The following is a 16,756-nucleotide window of genomic DNA, read 5'->3' on the forward strand; positions in this document are numbered from 1 at the left end:
CGGGCCCGGGTCCCCGGATCGTGCGTCACGACTTGGCCGTGACAGGTGTCAGGGGTACCCGGGCCCGGCGGTCAGCAGCCGATGAGGCGGCCAGCCAGGTAGGACTCGAGCTTGTCGATCGCGATGCGTTCCTGCGCCATCGTGTCGCGCTCGCGCACGGTCACGGCCTGGTCCTCGAGCGAGTCGAAGTCGACCGTGACGCAGTACGGCGTGCCGATCTCGTCCTGGCGGCGGTAGCGGCGGCCGATCGCCTGGGCGTCGTCGAAGTCGACGTTCCAGTGCTTGCGCAGGGTCGCGGCCACCTCCTTGGCCTTCGGGGTCAGGTCGGCGTTGCGCGACAGCGGCAGCACCGCGACCTTGAACGGCGACAGCCGCGGGTCGAGCTTGAGCACCACGCGGGTGTCGGTGCCGCCCTTGGCGTTCGGCACCTCTTCCTCGACGTAGGAGTCGATCAGGAACGCCATCATCGAGCGGCCGACACCGGCCGCCGGCTCGATGACGAAGGGCCGGTACCGCTGGCCCGAGGCCTGGTCGAAGAACGACAGGTCCTGGCCCGAGTGGTTCGAGTGCGTCGTCAGGTCGAAGTCGGTGCGGTTGGCGATGCCCTCGAGTTCGCCCCACTCCTGGCCCGCGTTGAACTCGAACCGGTACTCGATGTCGACGGTGCGCTTCGCGTAGTGCGAGAGCTTTTCCTTCGGGTGCTCGTAGTGGCGCAGGTTGTCGGCCTTGATGCCGAGGTCGGTGTACCACTTCGTGCGCTCGTCGATCCAGTACTGGTGCCAGCGCTCGTCTTCGCCCGGCTCGACGAAGAACTCCATCTCCATCTGCTCGAACTCGCGCGTCCGGAAGATGAAGTTGCCCGGCGTGATCTCGTTGCGGAAGGACTTGCCGATCTGGCCGATGCCGAACGGCGGCTTCTTCCGCGACGTCGTCTGGACGTTGGAGAAGTTCACGAAGATGCCCTGCGCGGTCTCCGGGCGGAGGTAGGCCAGGCCCTCTTCGGTCTCCACCGGGCCGAGGTAGGTCTTCAGCATCATGTTGAAGTCCCGCGGCGGGGTGTACTTGCCGCGCGTGCCGCAGTTCGGGCACGGCACCTCGGACAGGTCGTCCTCGCTGGTCTCCTTGCCGGTGCGCGCCGCGAACTCCTCGGCGAGCTGGTCGGCGCGGAAGCGCTTGTGGCACGACAGGCACTCGATCAGCGGGTCGGTGAACACGTTGACGTGCCCCGACGCGACCCAGACCTCACGCGGCAGGATCACCGACGAGTCGAGGCCGACGACGTCGTCGCGGCCCTGGACGACGGTCTTCCACCACTGGCGCTTGATGTTGTCCTTGAGCTCGACCCCGAGCGGCCCGTAGTCCCACGCAGAGCGGGTGCCGCCGTAGATCTCTCCGCTGGCGAAGACGAAACCACGGCGTTTGCACAGGCTGATGATCTTCTCAATGGTGTTCGTGGGCACTCCACGCTCCGAAAAGCTTGCGGGGACGGTTCAGGACTGAACGTCCAGGGTATCGGCCGGGGCCCACCGCTTTTCGCGCAGGTGAGCCTACGGCCGCGACACCAGCGACGCCGTCACGACGCGGTTGTCCTCGTACCCCTCGCTGCCGCCGACGTACTCGCCGCCGCAGGTGACGAGCAGCAACTTGTGCGGGCCGTCGGGGTCGAACAGCTGCTCGGACCGGCCGGCGAGGTCCGACTTGTGCACGGTCTCGGCCGTGTCGATCCGGTACACCCACGCGCCGCCGGCGGCGTCGGTCAGCTTGACCTCCTGCCCCGGCTTGACCTGCCAGAGCTCGGTGAAGGGGCCCTTCTTGCCCTTCCAGTTCACGTGCCCGGACAGCAGCGCGACGCCGTGGTCGGCGCCCAGCTTCGCGCCCCACCAGGCGGCTTCGTCGAGCCCTTCCGGGATCTTCAGCGCGCCCGCGGCGTCGAGGTCCTCCTTGATCAGCTTCGCGGTGCCGCCGCCGGGCAGGGACAGCCGGTCCGGGTCGCTGCCGGTGTCCGGCCGGGTGCCCTGCGGGGCCGACTGGTTCGCGGCCGGGACGGGCGTCCCGGCCCCGTTCGCGACGGCCGGTTCATCCTTTCCGGTGAACACGAGCAGGGTCACGACGAGGGCCGCGACCACGAACACCCCGGCGATGCCGACGATCCACCAGCGGCCGGAGCCCTTCTTCGGCTCCGGGTTGTGCTCCTGCATGGGCGTGCGCTCCTTCGCTGTCGTGGCCAGTGCAGGGACAGGCATGCCGCGAAGGGCGCGAAAGGTTGCAGCGAACTCGATCAGCCGGTGGGGCGCGTCACCAGCTTGGCCGTGACCAGGCGGTTCTCGTCGTAGCCTTCGGTGCCGCCGAGGTAGTCGCCGCCGCAGGTGACCAGCACCAGCCGGTGCGGGCCGTCCTGCCCGAACCACCGGGCGGCCTGCGAGGGCAACGCCTCCTTCGGCAGCGTGACGACGTCGTCGACGCGGTACACCCACCGGCCGCCGCGGGCGTCGACGACGCTGACCTCGTCGCCGTCGCGCATGCGCCACAGCTCGTCGAACGGCCCGCGCCTGCCCTCCCAGTTGACGTGCCCGGACAGCAGGGCGGCACCGCGGGCCGCGCCCAGCTTGGCGCCCCACCACGCGGCGTCGCCCAGGCCGCGCGGGATGGGCAGCACGCCCGTATCGGTGAGTTCGGTGCGGACCAGGCGGGCGGTGGCGCCACCGGGCAGCCGGACCGTGCCCGGCCGCTGCTGCGCGGCGGACTCGCTGTCCGCGGGGAGCACGGCCGGGGCCGCGTTCTCCCCCGGCAGCGAGCCGGGCGGGGGTGGCGCCGCCAGGGGCGTGACCGTCGGCGGCAGCCAGGTCAGCACGACGATGCCGGCCGCGAAGGCGGCCACGGCCAGCGCCGCCGAGACGGCGGCCAGCGCGGTGCGCAGCACCTAGTCCGACCCGGTTTTGCGCCGCCTGCCCAGCAGCAGGGCGACGGCGGCGAAGAAGACCCCGCCGAAGAGCAGGCCGATGCCGAACGGCACGCGGGAGCCGTCGTCGTCGGTGGCCGGCGCGGCCGCGCCCAGGTAACCGGCCGGGACCTGGGTCGGCACCGCGGCCTGCGTGGCGGCCGGGCCGCCCGTGGGGGCGGCGGCCTTCGCGACGAAGCCGTTCGGGATCGAGCAGCTGACCCCGCCGAGCACGATGTTCGTCTTCACGTCCTGCAGCGCGGCGCCCTGCGCGTCCTTGACGTGGGTGGTGATCTCGACCCGCCAGCCGGCGACCGCGGTGTGGTCGCCCCCGCGCCAGCCGTCCTGGCGGATCAGCTGGCCGAAGGCGGTGACGCGGGTCAGCCTGAGGTCGGAGACGGTGGTCGCCCGGTCGGCGTTGGTGATGTCGCCCGGCGGGCCGAGCCGGAGGTTCTTCAGCTCGAGACCGGCGTTGCCGCCGGGCACCGGGACGATGCCGAGCCCGCCGCCGGCCTGGCGCACCCACAGCCGGGTCACCGCCGTGGCGGCGGAGAGCTTCGCCGGACCGGTGCACTCCACCGACGTCTTGGCCCCTTCCAGGGCGAGCACGGTGTTGTCGGCCGGTTTGGTGCCGCCCTGCCAGTTGTCCCGCAGCGCGTAGTTGGTTTCCGCGGCGGCGGTGGGCACGGTCGTCGCCTGCAACGCGGCGAAGACGTTGTGATCGCGGCTCGCGACCCCGGGCGGGTACGGGTTCTGTGACGCGCTGTAGCGGCCGAGGTCGATCTGGTAGTGCCCGCCGAAGGTGGCGCGCTCGCCGTCGTCCTTGGGGACCGAAACGCGGTCCGCGCCGAGCTTCGACTGGCCGGGCAGCAGCGGGGACCGTTGCGTTTCCGTGATGAGGGCACCGCCGCGCTGGCCCTCGTCCCCGATCCGCACCGAGGCGATGTTCGCGAACGAGACCGGGCCGGTCTTCTCGTCCACGGCCTGGGCCTGCGCCCCGGCGACACCCACGCCGACCAGCGGGAACACCGCGACCGCCAGTGCGGCTGCCTTCGTCACGAATCGCGTCATGTCTCCCCACTGCTCTGCTCGGGCGGCTCGCCGGCGTCCGGGAAGCGGCGAAACGCTCCGCGCCAACCTTGCACCGTCGGCCACGACATGCGAAGCCGCAGGGCCAATATCCCACGAACTCACCCGAACGGGGTAATACGACCGGCCGTACCTCGCAGCTCGGCGCCGAAGCGGGGGTCCCGGACGGGGGAACACTAGGATGGGCCGGGCCGTTATCGGCAATGACTACGGAATTCATGGTCGCGGGCAGCGTGGAGGCGGGAATGGCGACGGTCACCGGGAGTGGCGCCCAGCCGGGGCTCGCGGACTGCACCCCGGCGTCCCCGGCGGCGCCCGCCCATCCCCCGCAGTCGGTGCTGACCGACGCGGGCGACCTGCTGCGCGCGCTGGCGGCGCCGGTCCGGATCGCGATCGTGCTGCAGCTGCGCGCGGCCGACCGGTGCGTGCACGAGCTGGTGGACGCGCTCGACGTCGCCCAGCCGCTGATCAGCCAGCACCTGCGGGTGCTGAAGACGGCCGGGGTGGTCCAGGGCGAGCGGCGCGGCCGCGAGGTCGTCTACCGGCTCGCCGACGACCACCTGGCGCACATCGTGGTCGACGCCGTCGCCCACGTGCAGGAAGGAAAGTGATGAACCCCGCCGCTGAGCCGGCCGCACAACGCAGCCAGGCCCCGGTCCCCGGGCGCCGCTCCACCCGGCAGCGGTCCGCGGTCGTCGAGCTGCTGAGCACGATCGACGACTTCCGATCGGCCCAGGAACTCCACGACGAGCTGCGCAAACGCGGCGACGGCATCGGCCTGACGACGGTGTACCGCACGCTGCAGTCGCTGTCGGAGGCGGGCGAGATCGACGTGCTGCGCACCGATTCGGGCGAGGCGATCTACCGCCGGTGTTCCGCGCACCACCACCATCACCTGGTGTGCCGCCTGTGCGGCCGGACGGTCGAGGTCGAGGGGCCGGCGGTGGAACGCTGGGCGGAGAAGATCGCGGCGGAGCACGGCTTTTCGGAGATTTCGCACACGGTGGAGATCACCGGCACCTGCGCCGAGCACTGACGCCAACGCACCTCGAAGATCGGCCCGCGTACCCAGGCGGTCGACTCGCGCACCTGGACGGTCGGCCCGCGCACCCGACGGCCGACTCGCGTGCCTGGACGGTCGGCCTGCGTACCCGGAGGGTCGGCCCGCGTACCCGGACGGTCGACTTGCGTACCTGGAGGGTCGGCCCGCGGGTCTGGGTGGGCGACTCGGCAGTGGCGGTCAGGTTCGTGGTGCTGCGGGCCAGGCCACCGTGTCGATGGCCAGCCACGGGGCCGTCGCCAGCGCGGCGGGCGTCAAGCCCGTGATCGCCCGGGCTTGGCGGTGGAGGTGCGACTGGTCCGCGTAGCCGCTCCGGGTGGCCACCGCCGCCGGTGGGTGGCCGGCCGCCAGGAGGTGGGCCGCGTGGTCGAAGCGGACCAGCTGAGCCGCCCGCTTGGGCGTGAGACCGAGCTGCGCGCGAAAGCGGGACCACAGGCGCTGGCGGCTCCAGCCGACCTCTTCGGCCAGGCCGTCGATCCGCAGCCGGCCGCGGGCGGCCCGCGTCCGGCGCCAGGCCTGCGCCACCTCCGGCTCGACCCGGGACGGCACCGCCAGGCGGCGGGCGAGGACGTCCGTCGCGATCGTGAAGCGTTCGTCCCAGGTCGGGGCGTCGCGCAGGCGTTCCTCGAGCCGTCCGGCGTCGCGTCCCCAGACCTCCTCCAGGGTCGCCACCGTGCCGGTGAGCTCGGCCGAGGCGCCGAGCACCACGCTCGCGACCGCCGGGGACAGCCGGATCTGCAGGCAGGTGCCCTCCTGCCCGCCGGTCCGGAGGCGGCCCGGGAGCAGCCCGGCCACGAAGCTGCCCCGCCGGGACGTCCCGCCGGCTTCGCGGACGATCCCCCCGGTCTCGCTCAGGTCGAGGAACAGCGTCACCGACGGGTGCGCGACCATCGCGATCTCCACGTCGCCGCGAACCCGCTGGCGGAACCCGGCCATCGCGACGCCCGGCAGGCAGCTTCCCGGGCGCGGCACGGCGACGTCCACGTCCGCCCACGTCCAGCCGCTCACCTACGCAGGGTAGGCCGCCGCCGCGAAGCGCAGCAGGAGTTCGCTCGTCGGTTCAGGGGCCTCCAGGAGGGGAACGTGCCCGACGCCGGGGAGCAGTTCCACGCGCGCGCCCGGCACCACGTCGTACTCGCGGGCCGACCGCGGATCCCAGCGCGGGTCCGCCGCGCCGAAGACCACCAGCACGGGCCGCCCGAGACCGGCGAGGCGATCGGGGATGCTCAGCTCGGCGACATACGCCGAGTTGGCGCGCAGGATCGCCCGGAACGTGCGGTAGCCGATGTTCTTCAGGTCGGCGACGGCGTCGTCCGGGACGTCCACCGGGCGGGCGGTCGTCGCCCGGATTCCCTTGCGGATCAACGCTTCCGACCGCACCGACCAGAGGAGCGGGCCGAGCGGCGGGGCCGACAGGGCTCGGATCAGCGGCGGTTGCGGCAGGAGCGCGCCGAGGCTCGGGCCGGTGCTGACCAGCGCCAGCGACCGCACCAGCTCCGGGCGCTGCTCCGCGAGCGACGTCGCGACGTAGCCGCCGCTCGAGTGCCCCGCCACGGCGACCTGCCGCAGGCCGAGGTCGTCGAGCAGCGCGGCCACGCGGGCGGCCAGCCCGGGCACCGCGTACGACGGCGCGGGCGGGGATTGGCCACACCCCGGCAGATCGACCCGGATGACGTGGTGACGGGCGGCGAGGATCCGGGCCACCGGACCCCAGGACGACCCCGAAGCACCCGACCCGTGGACCAGCAGCAAGGGCGGCGCCTCCCGCGGACCGTCGTGGACGACGTACATCCCCGTACTTCTGTGAAGACCCATGCGCCTGACGGTAGGGGCGCGACCGGCCGCCGGTCTTGGACGAATGTCAGTACTCGTACGGGTCCTTGGGAGTGGGGACCGAGGTCACCGAGGCCGGGGTGAAGTCGGGGGTGTAGTTGTTGTCCTTCGTCGCCGTGCCCGGCACCACCTCGCCGGTGACCTGGATCCACGCGTCGCTCGCCAGGTGGTCCGCTTCGCCGCCGCGGAGGCGGACCGTCACCGGGAACGCGTCCGCCGCGCAGCAGCTGATCACCAGGCGGGCCAGGAGCGTGCTGCCGTCGGTGTGCACCACGAAACCAGTGAGGGAAACCGTGCGGCCGTTCAGCGTGCCCGCCGAGTCCCAGCCCGCGCGGCTGACGAACTCGTTCACCGTCAACGGAACCACGTTCCCCGCCGGCAGTGGCGGGAACGCCGCCGCGTTGGCCGCCGCCGCGGTCGAGGGGGCGCGCGCCTCGGTGCGGACCACCGAGTCCGCGCCCAGTGCCGGTGGCGCGACCAGGAAGACCGCCAGCACCGGGACGAGCAGCAGCCACGCCGGACGCACCGAGTGCGAGTGGCCGTCGTGGTCATGGGACGCTCGCGACGCCACCAGATCGCGGACGATCGCCACCGCACCCAGCAGCACCATCACGGCGCCGCCCGCGATGATCCACGGCTGCTGGGCGGGCTTGACGTACCGCAGGTAGTCGCCGTTGACCGCGATCTTGACCAGCGCCCCGCCGAGCAGGATCAGCAGGATGTTCTGGGTCTCCCGTTTCACGCGATCTCCGCCCCACGCCCGACACCACACGCCGCCTCATGCGGCCCCCACGAAAACCGCGCCCGCAACACGCACGCAGCCACCAACCCCGACTGGACCACCCCGGCCGCCGACGGCCCCGCGCCCAACACCACACGCAACCTCACACGACCCCCACCAGGAACCCGGCCGCCAGCGCGCAGGCCACCGCCACCACGAACGTCACCGGCGCGAACCGGACCGCGAACGACCGTCCGAACGTGCCCGCCTGCAACGCGAACAGCTTCACGTCGATCGCCGGGCCCACCACCAGGAACACCAGCTTCGGCAGCAGGGGCAACGCCGTCAGCGACGCCGCGACGAACGCGTCCGCCTCGCTGCACAGCGCCAGCACCACCGCCAGGACCGCCATCACCACCACGCCCAGCACCAGCTGGCCGCCCAGGACGCCGAACCAGCGAGCCGGCACCAGCACGTTCAACGCCGACGAGATCAACGCCCCCAGCACCAGGAAACCGCCCGCCTCGACCAGGTCCGTGCGCGCGGTCTCGGCGAACACCCGCCACCGCCGGCCGCCCGCCACGTCCGGGAGGCGCTGCAGCGCCCGCGCGGTGATCCACTCCAGCTTGCCCCAGCGGGCCCACAGCCAGCCCATCACCATCGCCGTGGCGAGGGAGCCGGCGAACCGGGCGAGCACCATCTCCGGACGGCCCGGGAACGCGACCGCGGTGGCCACCAGCACCACCGGGTTCACCGCCGGCGCGGCGAGCAGGAACGTCAGCGCCGCGGCCGGCGCCACGCCCTGGCCCATCAGCCGCCGGGCCACCGGCACCGACGCGCATTCGCAGCCCGGCAGCGCGACCCCGGCCAGCCCCGCGACGCCGACGGCCGCCCCGGCCCGGCGGGGCAGCACCTTCTCCAGCACGCGGGCGGGCACGAACGCGGCGATGGCCCCGCTGATCAGCACGCCGAGCACGAGGAACGGCAGCGCCTGCACGCAGACCGCGACGAACACGGTCGAGCCGGTGCGCAACGCGGGCACGTCGAACAGCTGCTGGAGCCGGCTCTGGGCCAGGATCGCGATCAGCAGGATCGCGCACAGCACTTCGACCGAGCTGATCCGGAACCGGCGGGTGCGCCGGCCGGGCTCGGCCTCGGTGTCGGAAACGATGTTCACGACGGCGATGATGCCAGGGCCGTCCGACAAGACCGGACCCGCACGGGCCGCGAACGGAGGATCACGGTCCGTTTCGGTACGGAATTCTCCGTTCGCGGCGAAAATCCACCCCGAACGGGTCAGTCGCCGGGCACGATTCCGGGCAGATCGGTCCTCAGCTGCGAAGCCGTCGACACCACCAGCATCAGCAGCGTCCCGAGCGCGGCCGCGTCCAGCCCCGCCGCCGGGAAGGCGTACCGGAGCGTGACGTCGACGCCGTTGTCCGAATGCCCGATCCCGAGCGTCCCGAACAGCCCCTGCCCGGCCCGCTCGGCGACGGCGATCGAGAGCCCGGGCTCGTCCGCGAGGTCCCAGCCGACCACGCAGGTCAGGGTGAGCACCGTGAGACCTTCGCCGAGCCGGGTCGCCTGGATGACGCAGGGGACGCCGCCGTGGGAGAACGTCAGCGCGCCGTCGTCGTCGACGTGGACCTCGAGGTAGCGCTCGAGGGCTTCCCGGGCCCGCGTCAGCAGGTCCGCGGTTTCCACCGCTTCCGTGGCGCTCACGAAGAAGCCGCCTGGTCGACCGCGCCGCCGAAGCGGCGATCCCGCTTCGCGAATTCCAGGCAGGCCCGCCACAGGTGCGTCCGGTCGAAGTCCGGGAACAGCGTGTCCTGGTAGACCATCTCGGCGTAGGCCGACTGCCACAGCAGGAAGTTCGACGTCCGCTGCTCGCCCGAAGGCCGCAGGAACAGGTCCACGTCCGGCATCTCCGGCTGGTACAGGTACTTCCCGATGGTCTTCTCGTTGACCTTGTCGGGGTTCAGCTTGCCGTCGGCGACGTCACCCGCGATCCGCTGCATGGCGTCGCCCAGCTCGGCGCGGCCGCCGTAGTTGACGCACATGGTCATGTTCAGCGCCGTGTTGTGCTTGGTCTTCTCCTCGGCCGCCTGCAGCTCCTTGATCACCGACGCCCACAGCTTCGGCCGCCGCCCCGCCCAGCGGATCCGCACGCCGATCGAGCCGAGGTAGTCGACCTGGCGGCGGATGGTGTCGCGGTTGAAGCCCATCAGGAACCGCACCTCTTCGGGGCTGCGCTTCCAGTTCTCGGTCGAGAACGCGTACACCGAGAGCCACTTGACGCCCAGCTCGACCGCCCCGCTGGCGACGTCGATCATCACCGCTTCGCCGCGCTTGTGGCCCTCGATCCGCGGCAGCCCGCGCTGGTTGGCCCAGCGGCCGTTGCCGTCCATGACCAGCGCGACGTGCTTGGGCACCAGCTCGCGCGGGATTTCCGGCGGCTTCGCGCCCGACGGGTGCGGATCCGGGGCCCGCAGCTCGGATCGCGACGCCTTGTTCTCGCGTCCCCTGCGCAGCACTGCGAGCCTCCCTGGATGGGTGAAACCGATCAGGCCCGACCTTACTGGCCGAGCGCGGTGGTCTCCCGGGCGCGTCGCTCGACCAGGGGCAGGGACCGCAGCTGACGCTCCAGGTGCCACTGCAGGTGCGCCGCGACCAGGCCGCTCGCGTCGCGGCGGGTGCCGGGCAGGGTCGCCTCGGCCACCGGCCATTCGCCGTGCAGCAGGGCGGTGAGCAGGTCCAGGACCTCGGGGGCGGGGTGCACGCAGCCGGCGATCCGGCAGTCGGAGCACATCGAGCCGCCCGCGGCGATGCTGAACGCCGGGTGCGGGCCCGGCAGGCCGCAGCGGGCGCACTCGGTGAGCGCGGGCGCCCAGCCGGCGTAGGACATCGCGCGGAGCAGGAACGCGTCGAGCACCAGGGAAGAGTCCCGCTGCCCCTCGGCGAGCGCCCGCAGCGCCCCGACGACGAGGAGGTACAGCTTGAGCACCGGCTCGCCCTCTTCGGCCGAGAGCCGGTCCGCGGTTTCGGCGATCGCGCTGGCCGCGGTGTAGCTCTGGTAGTCGGCGACCAGGGGCAGCTGGAAGGCGTCCACGGTCTCGACCTGGGTGATGACGTCGAGCGTGCGCCCGGTGTAGAACTGCACGTCGACGTGGCCGAACGGCTCCAGCCGGGCCCCGAAGCGCGACGAGGTGCGCCGCACGCCCTTCGCCACGGCGCGGACCTTGCCGTGCCGCCGGGTCAGCAGGGTGACGATCCGGTCGGCTTCACCCAGCTTGTGCGTGCGCAACACCACCCCGGTGTCGCGGTAGAGGTTCACCACCCCGACATCGTCCCACCTTCGGGCGATGCCGGGGTGGAGCGCCCCGCGGAAACGACCGGTCTCAGGAGACGCCGTAGGCGATCAGCGGGACCAGGAAGGCGAACAGGAACAGGACGCAGCCGAGGCCGCCGAGGATCGAGGAGACCAGGCACAGCGTCTTGGTCGTCCGCGAGGCCTGCTCGGCCATCATGTAGTTGCCCTGCATCTTGTACGTGCCGACCTCGTTGGACTTCATGATGGCGAAGATGCCCAGGATGAGGCCCCCGAGGAACAGCGATGCGATCGCCCAGCCCTTGTAGTCCTTGATCTGGTTGATGTCGCCACCGCCGGGCATGCCGTAGCCCGGGACCCCGTAGCCGGGGGTGCCGTAGCCGCCGGTGGGCGGCTGGCCGTACGGCGTGGGCTGCCCGTACGGCGCGGGCTGGCCGTAGGGCGCGGGCATGCCGCCGGACGGCGGGCCGTAGCCCGGCTGCTGCGGCTGCTGGCCGTAGGGCTGCTGCTGGCCGTAGGGATTGGTCATGACGTTCTACCCCAACTGTTCGTGAACTTCCGCCGGACGGCTCCGGCGGTGCTGCGGAAGGCGGTGCTGTCGGAAAAGAAGGTCAGCGCTGCTCGTTCGGCGGCTGGCCGAACTGGCCCGGCTGGATCTTCTGGGTGGCCTCGGCTTCGCCCTGGGCGTCCGGGCGCAGCATCTGGGTGCGCTCGGCCTGCTCGTCGAAGGCGCTCCCGGAGCCCGGGCGCAGCATCTGCGTGCGCTCCGCCTGCTCGTCGAAGGCACCACCCGGCGACGGGGCGAGCGGCTGCTGCCCGAAGCCCCCCGGCTGCGGGGACTGCGCGAAGCCACCGGAGGACGGCGGCTGGCCGAAGCCGCCCGGCTGCGGCTGGCCGAAACCACCCGGGGCGGGCTGCTGCTCGAAGCCGCCGGACTGCGGCTGCTGGGGGAAGCCACCGGACGCGGGCTGCTGCGGGAAACCGCCGGACGACGGCTGGCCGAACTGGCCGGGCTGCTGCCCCGGCGGCGGGAAGCCGCCGGCGAACCCGGGCGCGCTCTGCGGGGCGAGCGGCGCGGCGGCGTCGTCGGCGTTGACGACGACGGTGCCGATGATCTTGTCGGCGAGAGTCTGGTTCTTGTCGTCCCACAGCGGCCAGAGCCAGCCGACGTAGCAGATGACGTTGTCGACGAAGTGGGCGAGATCGCGCACGAAGGCCATGCCGGCGCCGATCGGCTGCCCGCTGTCCTCGCGGACGAGCTTGATCTTCGCGACCCGCTTGCCGAGCGACTGGCCGGTGTTGCCCTGCTGGATCCACCGGTTGTAGACGCACCAGCCGATCCAGGCGAGCGCGACGGCCAGGCTCAGCAAGCCGCCGGTCTGGCTGTCGTTCACCGAGACGGGGATGACGATCGCGTACAGCAGGACGACGGGCCCGAAGTCGATGACCCAGCCGAGGGCGCGCTGGCCCCAGCTCGCGTAGTTGCGCGGCGGCCCGAAGGGGTTGCCCTGCTGTCCGAACGGTGCGGGCTGGCCGAACGGCGCCGGCTGCCCGTAGGGCGTGGGCTGCCCGTACGGTGCCTGGCCCGGCGGCTGGCCGAACGGCTGCTGGCCACCGGGCTGCTGCCCGAAGGACTGCTGCCCGTAGGGATCGGTCATCAGGTCTTCCCCTCGCTGGTCACTCACCGCACGCCCCGTGCGGAACCGTGCCGCGTGTACGGCGCGGTCCGCGGGAGCGTACTCGGTTCACCTTCGGCGTCGCCGCCCAGGCTTCAGCTGTCCGGGTGAATCCCGTGCCGGTGCGACGCGGCCGGTGACGGCCGGGTTCCCGTCCGCCGGAAATCAGACGCGCAAGCCCGTGAACGGGGCGAACGGGAGGTTGCGGATGACGAACCAGACGACGAACACGATCGAAAACACCAGCGGCGTCCACCGCCAGTGCAGCCAGCTGTTCATCGCGCGGCCGCGCAGGCGCCCGAGTGCCCACACGATGATGCTCCACACCAGCAGCAGCACGACGACGAACGAGACGGCGTTGTAGTGCAGGGCCGCCGGGATGTCGCCGTGCATCAGGCTGTACGCCATCCGCATGCCGCCGCAGCCCGGGCAGTCGATGCCGAACAGCGCCTTCGTCGGGCAGAGGGGCAGGAAGCCGCCGGGGGTGGTCGGGTCGCCGATCCAGACGACCGCGCAGCACACGCCGAGCCCGGCGACGACGGCCATCGGCGCACCGAGGGCGCGCAGCGTGGCCTTGGCGCCGCGGGCGGGGTATCCGGTGTAGACGGTCGTGGTCACGGCCGCCACCCCGTCGAGAAGACGCCGACCCCGGCCAGCACGACGAAGAAGAGCACGTAGAGCAGCAGGAAGATCCCGACCGAGATGGCCGACCACATCGCCCACTTGCGGGCGTCGGCGGCGGCCTTCTGCGCCTCGGCGTGGAAGCCCTGGAACCACAGCGTGTGCACCTGGTTGGCCTTGACGATGGCGACAATGCCCAGTGGCAGGCAGCACAGCACGGTGCTCAGGATGGCCCACACGAGGTTGTTGTCCGGCGGTGGCCCGTAGTTCGGCGGCGAGTAGCCGTAGCCGTAGCCCGGCCCGCCGGGGGGCGGGTAGGGCGGCGGGTACTGGTCGGTCACCGGGATCCTCCTGCTGCTCGGCTACGTCAGTAGGACGACGTGCTCACATTCGCGCTGAAGACACCCGCGATCATCAGGATGACCCACAGCACGATCCACACGACGCCGACGGCCGCCGAGATGATCGCCCACTTCTTGGCCGAGTTGGCGGCCTCCTGCGCGGCGGCGGTCTGGCCCTGTGCCCACAGGCCGTTCACCTTCGCGGCCTGCACGATCGACACGACGCCGAACGGGAGGCAGCACAGGATCGTGGTCAGGATCGCCCACACGAGGTTGTTGCTCGGCGGCGGGCCCGGCTGGTAGCCGCCCGGCTGCCCACCGGGGTAGTTCGGCTGGCCGCCGTGCTGGTTCGGCTGGTCGCCGGGGTAGTTGGGCATGCCCTGGCTGTCGCTCATGGTCGGTAGTTCCCCTTCGTCGTGCTCCCAAGACGACCACCGGGTCCGCGGGCCGCCCCGATCGGCCGCGGTGTGGTCGAAGCCGCGACTGTAGGGGGCGAGATCATCACGCGCCCCCCGTTTCGTCCCTCCGCGACCGAATCGAGACCAGGAATTCCGCCGCCGCTCCCGCGGCGGGTCAGAATCCGAGCCGCCGTAACTGACGGGGGTCGCGCTGCCACTCCTTGGCCACCTTGATGTGCAGGTCGAGGTAGACCTTCGAGCCGAGCAGCGCCTCGATGTTCTTGCGGGCGGTGGCCCCGACCTCGCGCAGCCGCTCACCCTTGTGGCCGAGGATGATCCCCTTCTGGCTGGGGCGCTCCACGTAGAGGAACGCGTGCACGTCGACGAGGTCGTCGCGGCCTTCGCGGGGCAGCATCTCCTCGACGGTGACGGCGATCGAGTGCGGCAGCTCGTCGCGGACGCCTTCCAGCGCCGCCTCGCGGATCAGCTCGGCGACCAGGGTCTGCTCGGGCTCGTCGGTGAGCTCGCCGCCCGGGTACAGCTGCGGGCCCTCGGGCAGCCGCTGGACCAGCAGGTCGGCCAGGGTGCCGACCTGGAAGCCGTCCACCGCGGACACCGGGACGAGCTCGGCGAACTCCATCACTTGCTGCAGGGCGAGCAACTGCTCGGCGACCTGCTGGGGCTGGACGAGGTCGGTCTTGGTGACGATGCCGATCACCGGCGTCCGCTTGGCGATCTTCTGCAGCTCGTTGGCGATGAACTTGTCGCCGGGCCCGATCTTCTCGTTCGCCGGGACGCAGAAGCCGACGACGTCCACTTCGGACCAGGTCGTGTGCACGATGTCGTTGAGCCGCTCGCCGAGCAGGGTGCGCGGGCGGTGCAGGCCGGGCGTGTCGATGAGGACGAGCTGGGCGTCCTCGCGGTGGACGATGCCGCGGATCGCGTGCCGGGTGGTCTGCGGCTTGCTGGAGGTGATCGCGACCTTGGTGCCGACGAGGGCGTTGGTCAGCGTCGACTTGCCGGCGTTGGGCCGTCCGACGAAGCAGGCGAAGCCGGAACGGTGCCCGCTCATCGGTCCAGCACCTTGAGAACTTCGCCGTCCGGGGCGGCGAGGAAGATCGGGGCGCGCGCGGCGATGTCGCGGACGGCGTGCACGGACGCCTCCTTGAGCAGGCCGTCGCCGGTGACGACGGCAGCGGCCTCGATGCCCTCGGCACCGCTGGAGAGCGCGGCGGCGACCGCGGCCTGGAGCGCGGTCAGCTTGAACGACGGCTGGTCGACCGTGCCGGCGGCGTAGGTGCGGCCGTCGGTGTCGCGGACCGCGGCGCCCTCGGCGGCCTGGATGCGGGCGCGCGACGACCGGGCCAGCGTGACGAGTTTCTGGTCCTCGGCCTCGAGGTCAGGCATGTTCGACGCTCCTGTCGCGTTCGTCGGGGTGGGGCAGGCGCGTGCGGCGGCGCGTCCGGTCGACGGGGTCCGTCATGGCTTCGGCGTCGGCCGGGTGCACGACCACGGACGTGATCCGCATGCGGCCGCGCCGGTCCTTGCCCCCTTCGGCGAACAGCCGAAGGCCGGCGACCTCGGCTTCGGCCCCCGGCAGCGGGACCCTACCCAGTCGTTCCGCGAGCAGCCCGGCCACGGTCTCCACGTCGTGGTCTTCGAGGTCGATGCCGAACAGCTCCCCCAGGTCGTCGACGCTCATCCGGGACGAGATCCGGACCGCGCCGCCGTCGAGCTCCTCGACCTCGGGACGTTCGTCGGCGTCGGACTCGTCGGTGATCTCGCCGACGATCTCCTCCAGGACGTCTTCGATGGTGAGCAGGCCCGCCGTGCCGCCGTACTCGTCGACGGCGATCGCCATGTGGTTGTGCGAGCGCTGCATCTCCTTGAGCAGCTCGTCGAGCCGCTTCGAATCGGGGACGAAGGACGCCTGGTTCATCACGGACTCGACGACGGTGCTCGGGCCGTCCGGGTCGAGGTAGCCGGCCATCAGGTCCTTGATGTTGACGACGCCGACGATGTCGTCGACGGACTCGTCGATCACCGGCAGCCGGGTGAACCCGGTGCGCAGCGCGAGGGCCAGTGCCTGCCGGACGGTCTTGGTCCGCTCGATCCAGACGATCTCGGTGCGCGGCACCATGACCTCGCGGGCGACGGTGTCGCCGAGCTCGAACACCGAGTGGATCATCTCGCGCTCGGAGTCTTCGACGACGCCGCGTTCCTGGGCCATGTCGACGAGCTCGCGCAGCTCGACCTCGGAGGTGAACGGGCCTTCGCGGAAGCCCTGGCCGGGGGTGATCGCGTTACCGATGAGGATGAGCAGCCGGGACAGCGGGCCGAGCACGGAGCCGAGGACGCGGACGGGCCCGGCGACGTAGCGGCCGATGCGGTAGGGGTGCTGGCGGCCGAGGGTGCGCGGGCCGACGCCGATCAGGACGTAGCTGACCACGACCATGACCACGGCGGCGACCAGCACGGCGACGCCGAGCGGCGCGAGCCGGGTGCCCACGAACACCGTGACCAGCACGGTGGCGGTGAGCTCGCAGCCGAGCCGGAGCAGGAGCAGCAGGTTGATGTGCCGTCGCCGTTCGGCGACGATCGCGGCGAGGTGCCGGGCGCCGGGCAGCCCGAGCCGGGCGAGGCCGTCGGCCCGGGCTTGCGACACGGTGCTGATCGCGGCGTCCGCCGCCGCGAACACGCCCGCCAGCAGGACGAGCGCGATCGCGAAGAAGAGCTGTTCCATGGCTGGCG

Annotated in this window: 21 protein-coding genes; 2 read left to right on the forward strand and 19 right to left on the reverse strand. The window is 71.9% G+C overall.

Translation table 11 applies throughout. The features are described from left to right. Positions 1-71: 71 nt before the first annotated feature. The 4 genes from IE317_RS06870 to IE317_RS06885 all read right to left on the reverse strand — a co-directional run bounded on the left by IE317_RS06870 (position 72) and on the right by IE317_RS06885 (position 4,009). Complete coding sequence (locus IE317_RS06870) at positions 72-1,460, reverse strand: glycine--tRNA ligase (protein ID WP_191307407.1); 1,389 nt, start codon at positions 1,458-1,460, stop codon at positions 72-74. A gap of 87 nt (positions 1,461-1,547) precedes the next feature. Next, on the reverse strand, positions 1,548-2,198 hold the full coding sequence (locus IE317_RS06875; protein WP_191307868.1) for a class F sortase: 651 nt from the start codon (positions 2,196-2,198) through the stop codon (positions 1,548-1,550). A gap of 80 nt (positions 2,199-2,278) precedes the next feature. After that, positions 2,279-2,920, reverse strand: coding sequence for a class F sortase (locus tag IE317_RS06880; protein WP_191307409.1), 642 nt, complete (start codon positions 2,918-2,920; stop codon positions 2,279-2,281). Next, positions 2,921-4,009, reverse strand: a complete 1,089-nt coding sequence (locus tag IE317_RS06885) for a hypothetical protein (protein ID WP_191307411.1) — start codon at positions 4,007-4,009, stop codon at positions 2,921-2,923. Between the two features lie 263 nt (positions 4,010-4,272). On the opposite strand from IE317_RS06885, the gene IE317_RS06890 reads away from it, so the two are divergent. Continuing rightward, a complete protein-coding gene (locus tag IE317_RS06890; protein ID WP_191307870.1) occupies positions 4,273-4,638 on the forward strand; it encodes an ArsR/SmtB family transcription factor in 366 nt (121 codons plus the stop codon). Then, positions 4,638-5,063: a Fur family transcriptional regulator gene (locus IE317_RS06895; RefSeq protein WP_103340864.1), complete on the forward strand. Its 426-nt coding sequence runs from the start codon at positions 4,638-4,640 to the stop codon at positions 5,061-5,063. The genes IE317_RS06890 and IE317_RS06895 overlap by 1 nt, the downstream gene beginning before the upstream one ends. A 204-nt stretch (positions 5,064-5,267) precedes the next feature. Here IE317_RS06895 and IE317_RS06900 read toward each other — a convergent pair whose 3' ends face one another. The 15 genes from IE317_RS06900 to IE317_RS06970 form a co-directional block, all read right to left on the reverse strand. Then, positions 5,268-6,095 carry a helix-turn-helix domain-containing protein gene (locus IE317_RS06900; protein WP_229902519.1) on the reverse strand — a complete coding sequence of 276 codons (828 nt, stop codon included), beginning with the start codon at positions 6,093-6,095 and terminating at the stop codon, positions 5,268-5,270. After that, a complete protein-coding gene (locus tag IE317_RS06905; RefSeq protein WP_229902520.1) occupies positions 6,096-6,902 on the reverse strand; it encodes an alpha/beta fold hydrolase in 807 nt (268 codons plus the stop codon). Positions 6,903-6,948: 46 nt separating this feature from the next. After that, entirely contained in the window at positions 6,949-7,662 is a 714-nt protein-coding gene (locus tag IE317_RS06910) for a TIGR03943 family putative permease subunit (RefSeq protein ID WP_191307413.1), read from the reverse strand. 142 nt (positions 7,663-7,804) lie between these two features. Further along, the gene (locus tag IE317_RS06915; protein ID WP_373308991.1) at positions 7,805-8,812 is read right to left on the reverse strand and encodes a permease; all 1,008 of its coding nucleotides are present in this window, start codon (positions 8,810-8,812) and stop codon (positions 7,805-7,807) included. 125 nt (positions 8,813-8,937) lie between these two features. Then, positions 8,938-9,363, reverse strand: a complete 426-nt coding sequence (locus IE317_RS06920; RefSeq protein WP_191307418.1) for a YbjN domain-containing protein — start codon at positions 9,361-9,363, stop codon at positions 8,938-8,940. Further along, positions 9,360-10,175, reverse strand: coding sequence for an isoprenyl transferase (locus IE317_RS06925; RefSeq protein ID WP_191307420.1), 816 nt, complete (start codon positions 10,173-10,175; stop codon positions 9,360-9,362). Before IE317_RS06925 ends, IE317_RS06920 begins: the two co-directional genes overlap by 4 nt. A 41-nt stretch (positions 10,176-10,216) precedes the next feature. After that, positions 10,217-10,978 carry a DNA repair protein RecO gene (recO, locus tag IE317_RS06930; protein ID WP_191307422.1) on the reverse strand — a complete coding sequence of 254 codons (762 nt, stop codon included), beginning with the start codon at positions 10,976-10,978 and terminating at the stop codon, positions 10,217-10,219. A 61-nt stretch (positions 10,979-11,039) separates the two neighbouring features. Further along, complete coding sequence (locus IE317_RS06935) at positions 11,040-11,498, reverse strand: CD225/dispanin family protein (protein WP_191307424.1); 459 nt, start codon at positions 11,496-11,498, stop codon at positions 11,040-11,042. Between the two features lie 82 nt (positions 11,499-11,580). After that, positions 11,581-12,627, reverse strand: coding sequence for an RDD family protein (locus IE317_RS06940; protein WP_191307426.1), 1,047 nt, complete (start codon positions 12,625-12,627; stop codon positions 11,581-11,583). Between the two features lie 183 nt (positions 12,628-12,810). Continuing rightward, positions 12,811-13,263: a DUF2752 domain-containing protein gene (locus tag IE317_RS06945; protein ID WP_191307428.1), complete on the reverse strand. Its 453-nt coding sequence runs from the start codon at positions 13,261-13,263 to the stop codon at positions 12,811-12,813. Then, positions 13,260-13,607, reverse strand: a complete 348-nt coding sequence (locus IE317_RS06950) for a CD225/dispanin family protein (protein WP_191307430.1) — start codon at positions 13,605-13,607, stop codon at positions 13,260-13,262. The genes IE317_RS06945 and IE317_RS06950 overlap by 4 nt, the downstream gene beginning before the upstream one ends. A 26-nt stretch (positions 13,608-13,633) precedes the next feature. Continuing rightward, a complete protein-coding gene (locus tag IE317_RS06955; RefSeq protein ID WP_191307432.1) occupies positions 13,634-14,002 on the reverse strand; it encodes a CD225/dispanin family protein in 369 nt (122 codons plus the stop codon). Between the two features lie 178 nt (positions 14,003-14,180). Continuing rightward, positions 14,181-15,077 carry a GTPase Era gene (gene era / locus IE317_RS06960; RefSeq protein ID WP_191307434.1) on the reverse strand — a complete coding sequence of 299 codons (897 nt, stop codon included), beginning with the start codon at positions 15,075-15,077 and terminating at the stop codon, positions 14,181-14,183. Further along, positions 15,074-15,412, reverse strand: a complete 339-nt coding sequence (locus IE317_RS06965) for a cytidine deaminase (protein WP_191307436.1) — start codon at positions 15,410-15,412, stop codon at positions 15,074-15,076. The genes era and IE317_RS06965 overlap by 4 nt, the downstream gene beginning before the upstream one ends. Beyond that, complete coding sequence (locus IE317_RS06970) at positions 15,405-16,748, reverse strand: hemolysin family protein (protein WP_191307438.1); 1,344 nt, start codon at positions 16,746-16,748, stop codon at positions 15,405-15,407. The genes IE317_RS06965 and IE317_RS06970 overlap by 8 nt, the downstream gene beginning before the upstream one ends. Positions 16,749-16,756: the final 8 nt, after the last annotated feature.

This window comes from Amycolatopsis bullii (assembly GCF_014654205.1).
Taxonomy (GTDB): Bacteria; Actinomycetota; Actinomycetes; order Mycobacteriales; family Pseudonocardiaceae; genus Amycolatopsis; species Amycolatopsis plumensis.

Coding starts and splice junctions, on each gene's coding strand:
- IE317_RS06875 (WP_191307868.1), bottom strand. CDS start 2,198: ATGCAGGAGCACAACCCGGAGCCGAAGAAGGGCTCCGGCCGCTGGTGG.
- IE317_RS06885 (WP_191307411.1), bottom strand. CDS start 4,009: ATGACGCGATTCGTGACGAAGGCAGCCGCACTGGCGGTCGCGGTGTTC.
- IE317_RS06890 (WP_191307870.1), top strand. CDS start 4,273: ATGGCGACGGTCACCGGGAGTGGCGCCCAGCCGGGGCTCGCGGACTGC.
- IE317_RS06895 (WP_103340864.1), top strand. CDS start 4,638: ATGAACCCCGCCGCTGAGCCGGCCGCACAACGCAGCCAGGCCCCGGTC.
- IE317_RS06905 (WP_229902520.1), bottom strand. CDS start 6,902: ATGGGTCTTCACAGAAGTACGGGGATGTACGTCGTCCACGACGGTCCG.
- IE317_RS06935 (WP_191307424.1), bottom strand. CDS start 11,498: ATGACCAATCCCTACGGCCAGCAGCAGCCCTACGGCCAGCAGCCGCAG.
- IE317_RS06940 (WP_191307426.1), bottom strand. CDS start 12,627: ATGACCGATCCCTACGGGCAGCAGTCCTTCGGGCAGCAGCCCGGTGGC.
- IE317_RS06955 (WP_191307432.1), bottom strand. CDS start 14,002: ATGAGCGACAGCCAGGGCATGCCCAACTACCCCGGCGACCAGCCGAAC.
- era (WP_191307434.1), bottom strand. CDS start 15,077: ATGAGCGGGCACCGTTCCGGCTTCGCCTGCTTCGTCGGACGGCCCAAC.
- IE317_RS06965 (WP_191307436.1), bottom strand. CDS start 15,412: ATGCCTGACCTCGAGGCCGAGGACCAGAAACTCGTCACGCTGGCCCGG.
- IE317_RS06970 (WP_191307438.1), bottom strand. CDS start 16,748: ATGGAACAGCTCTTCTTCGCGATCGCGCTCGTCCTGCTGGCGGGCGTG.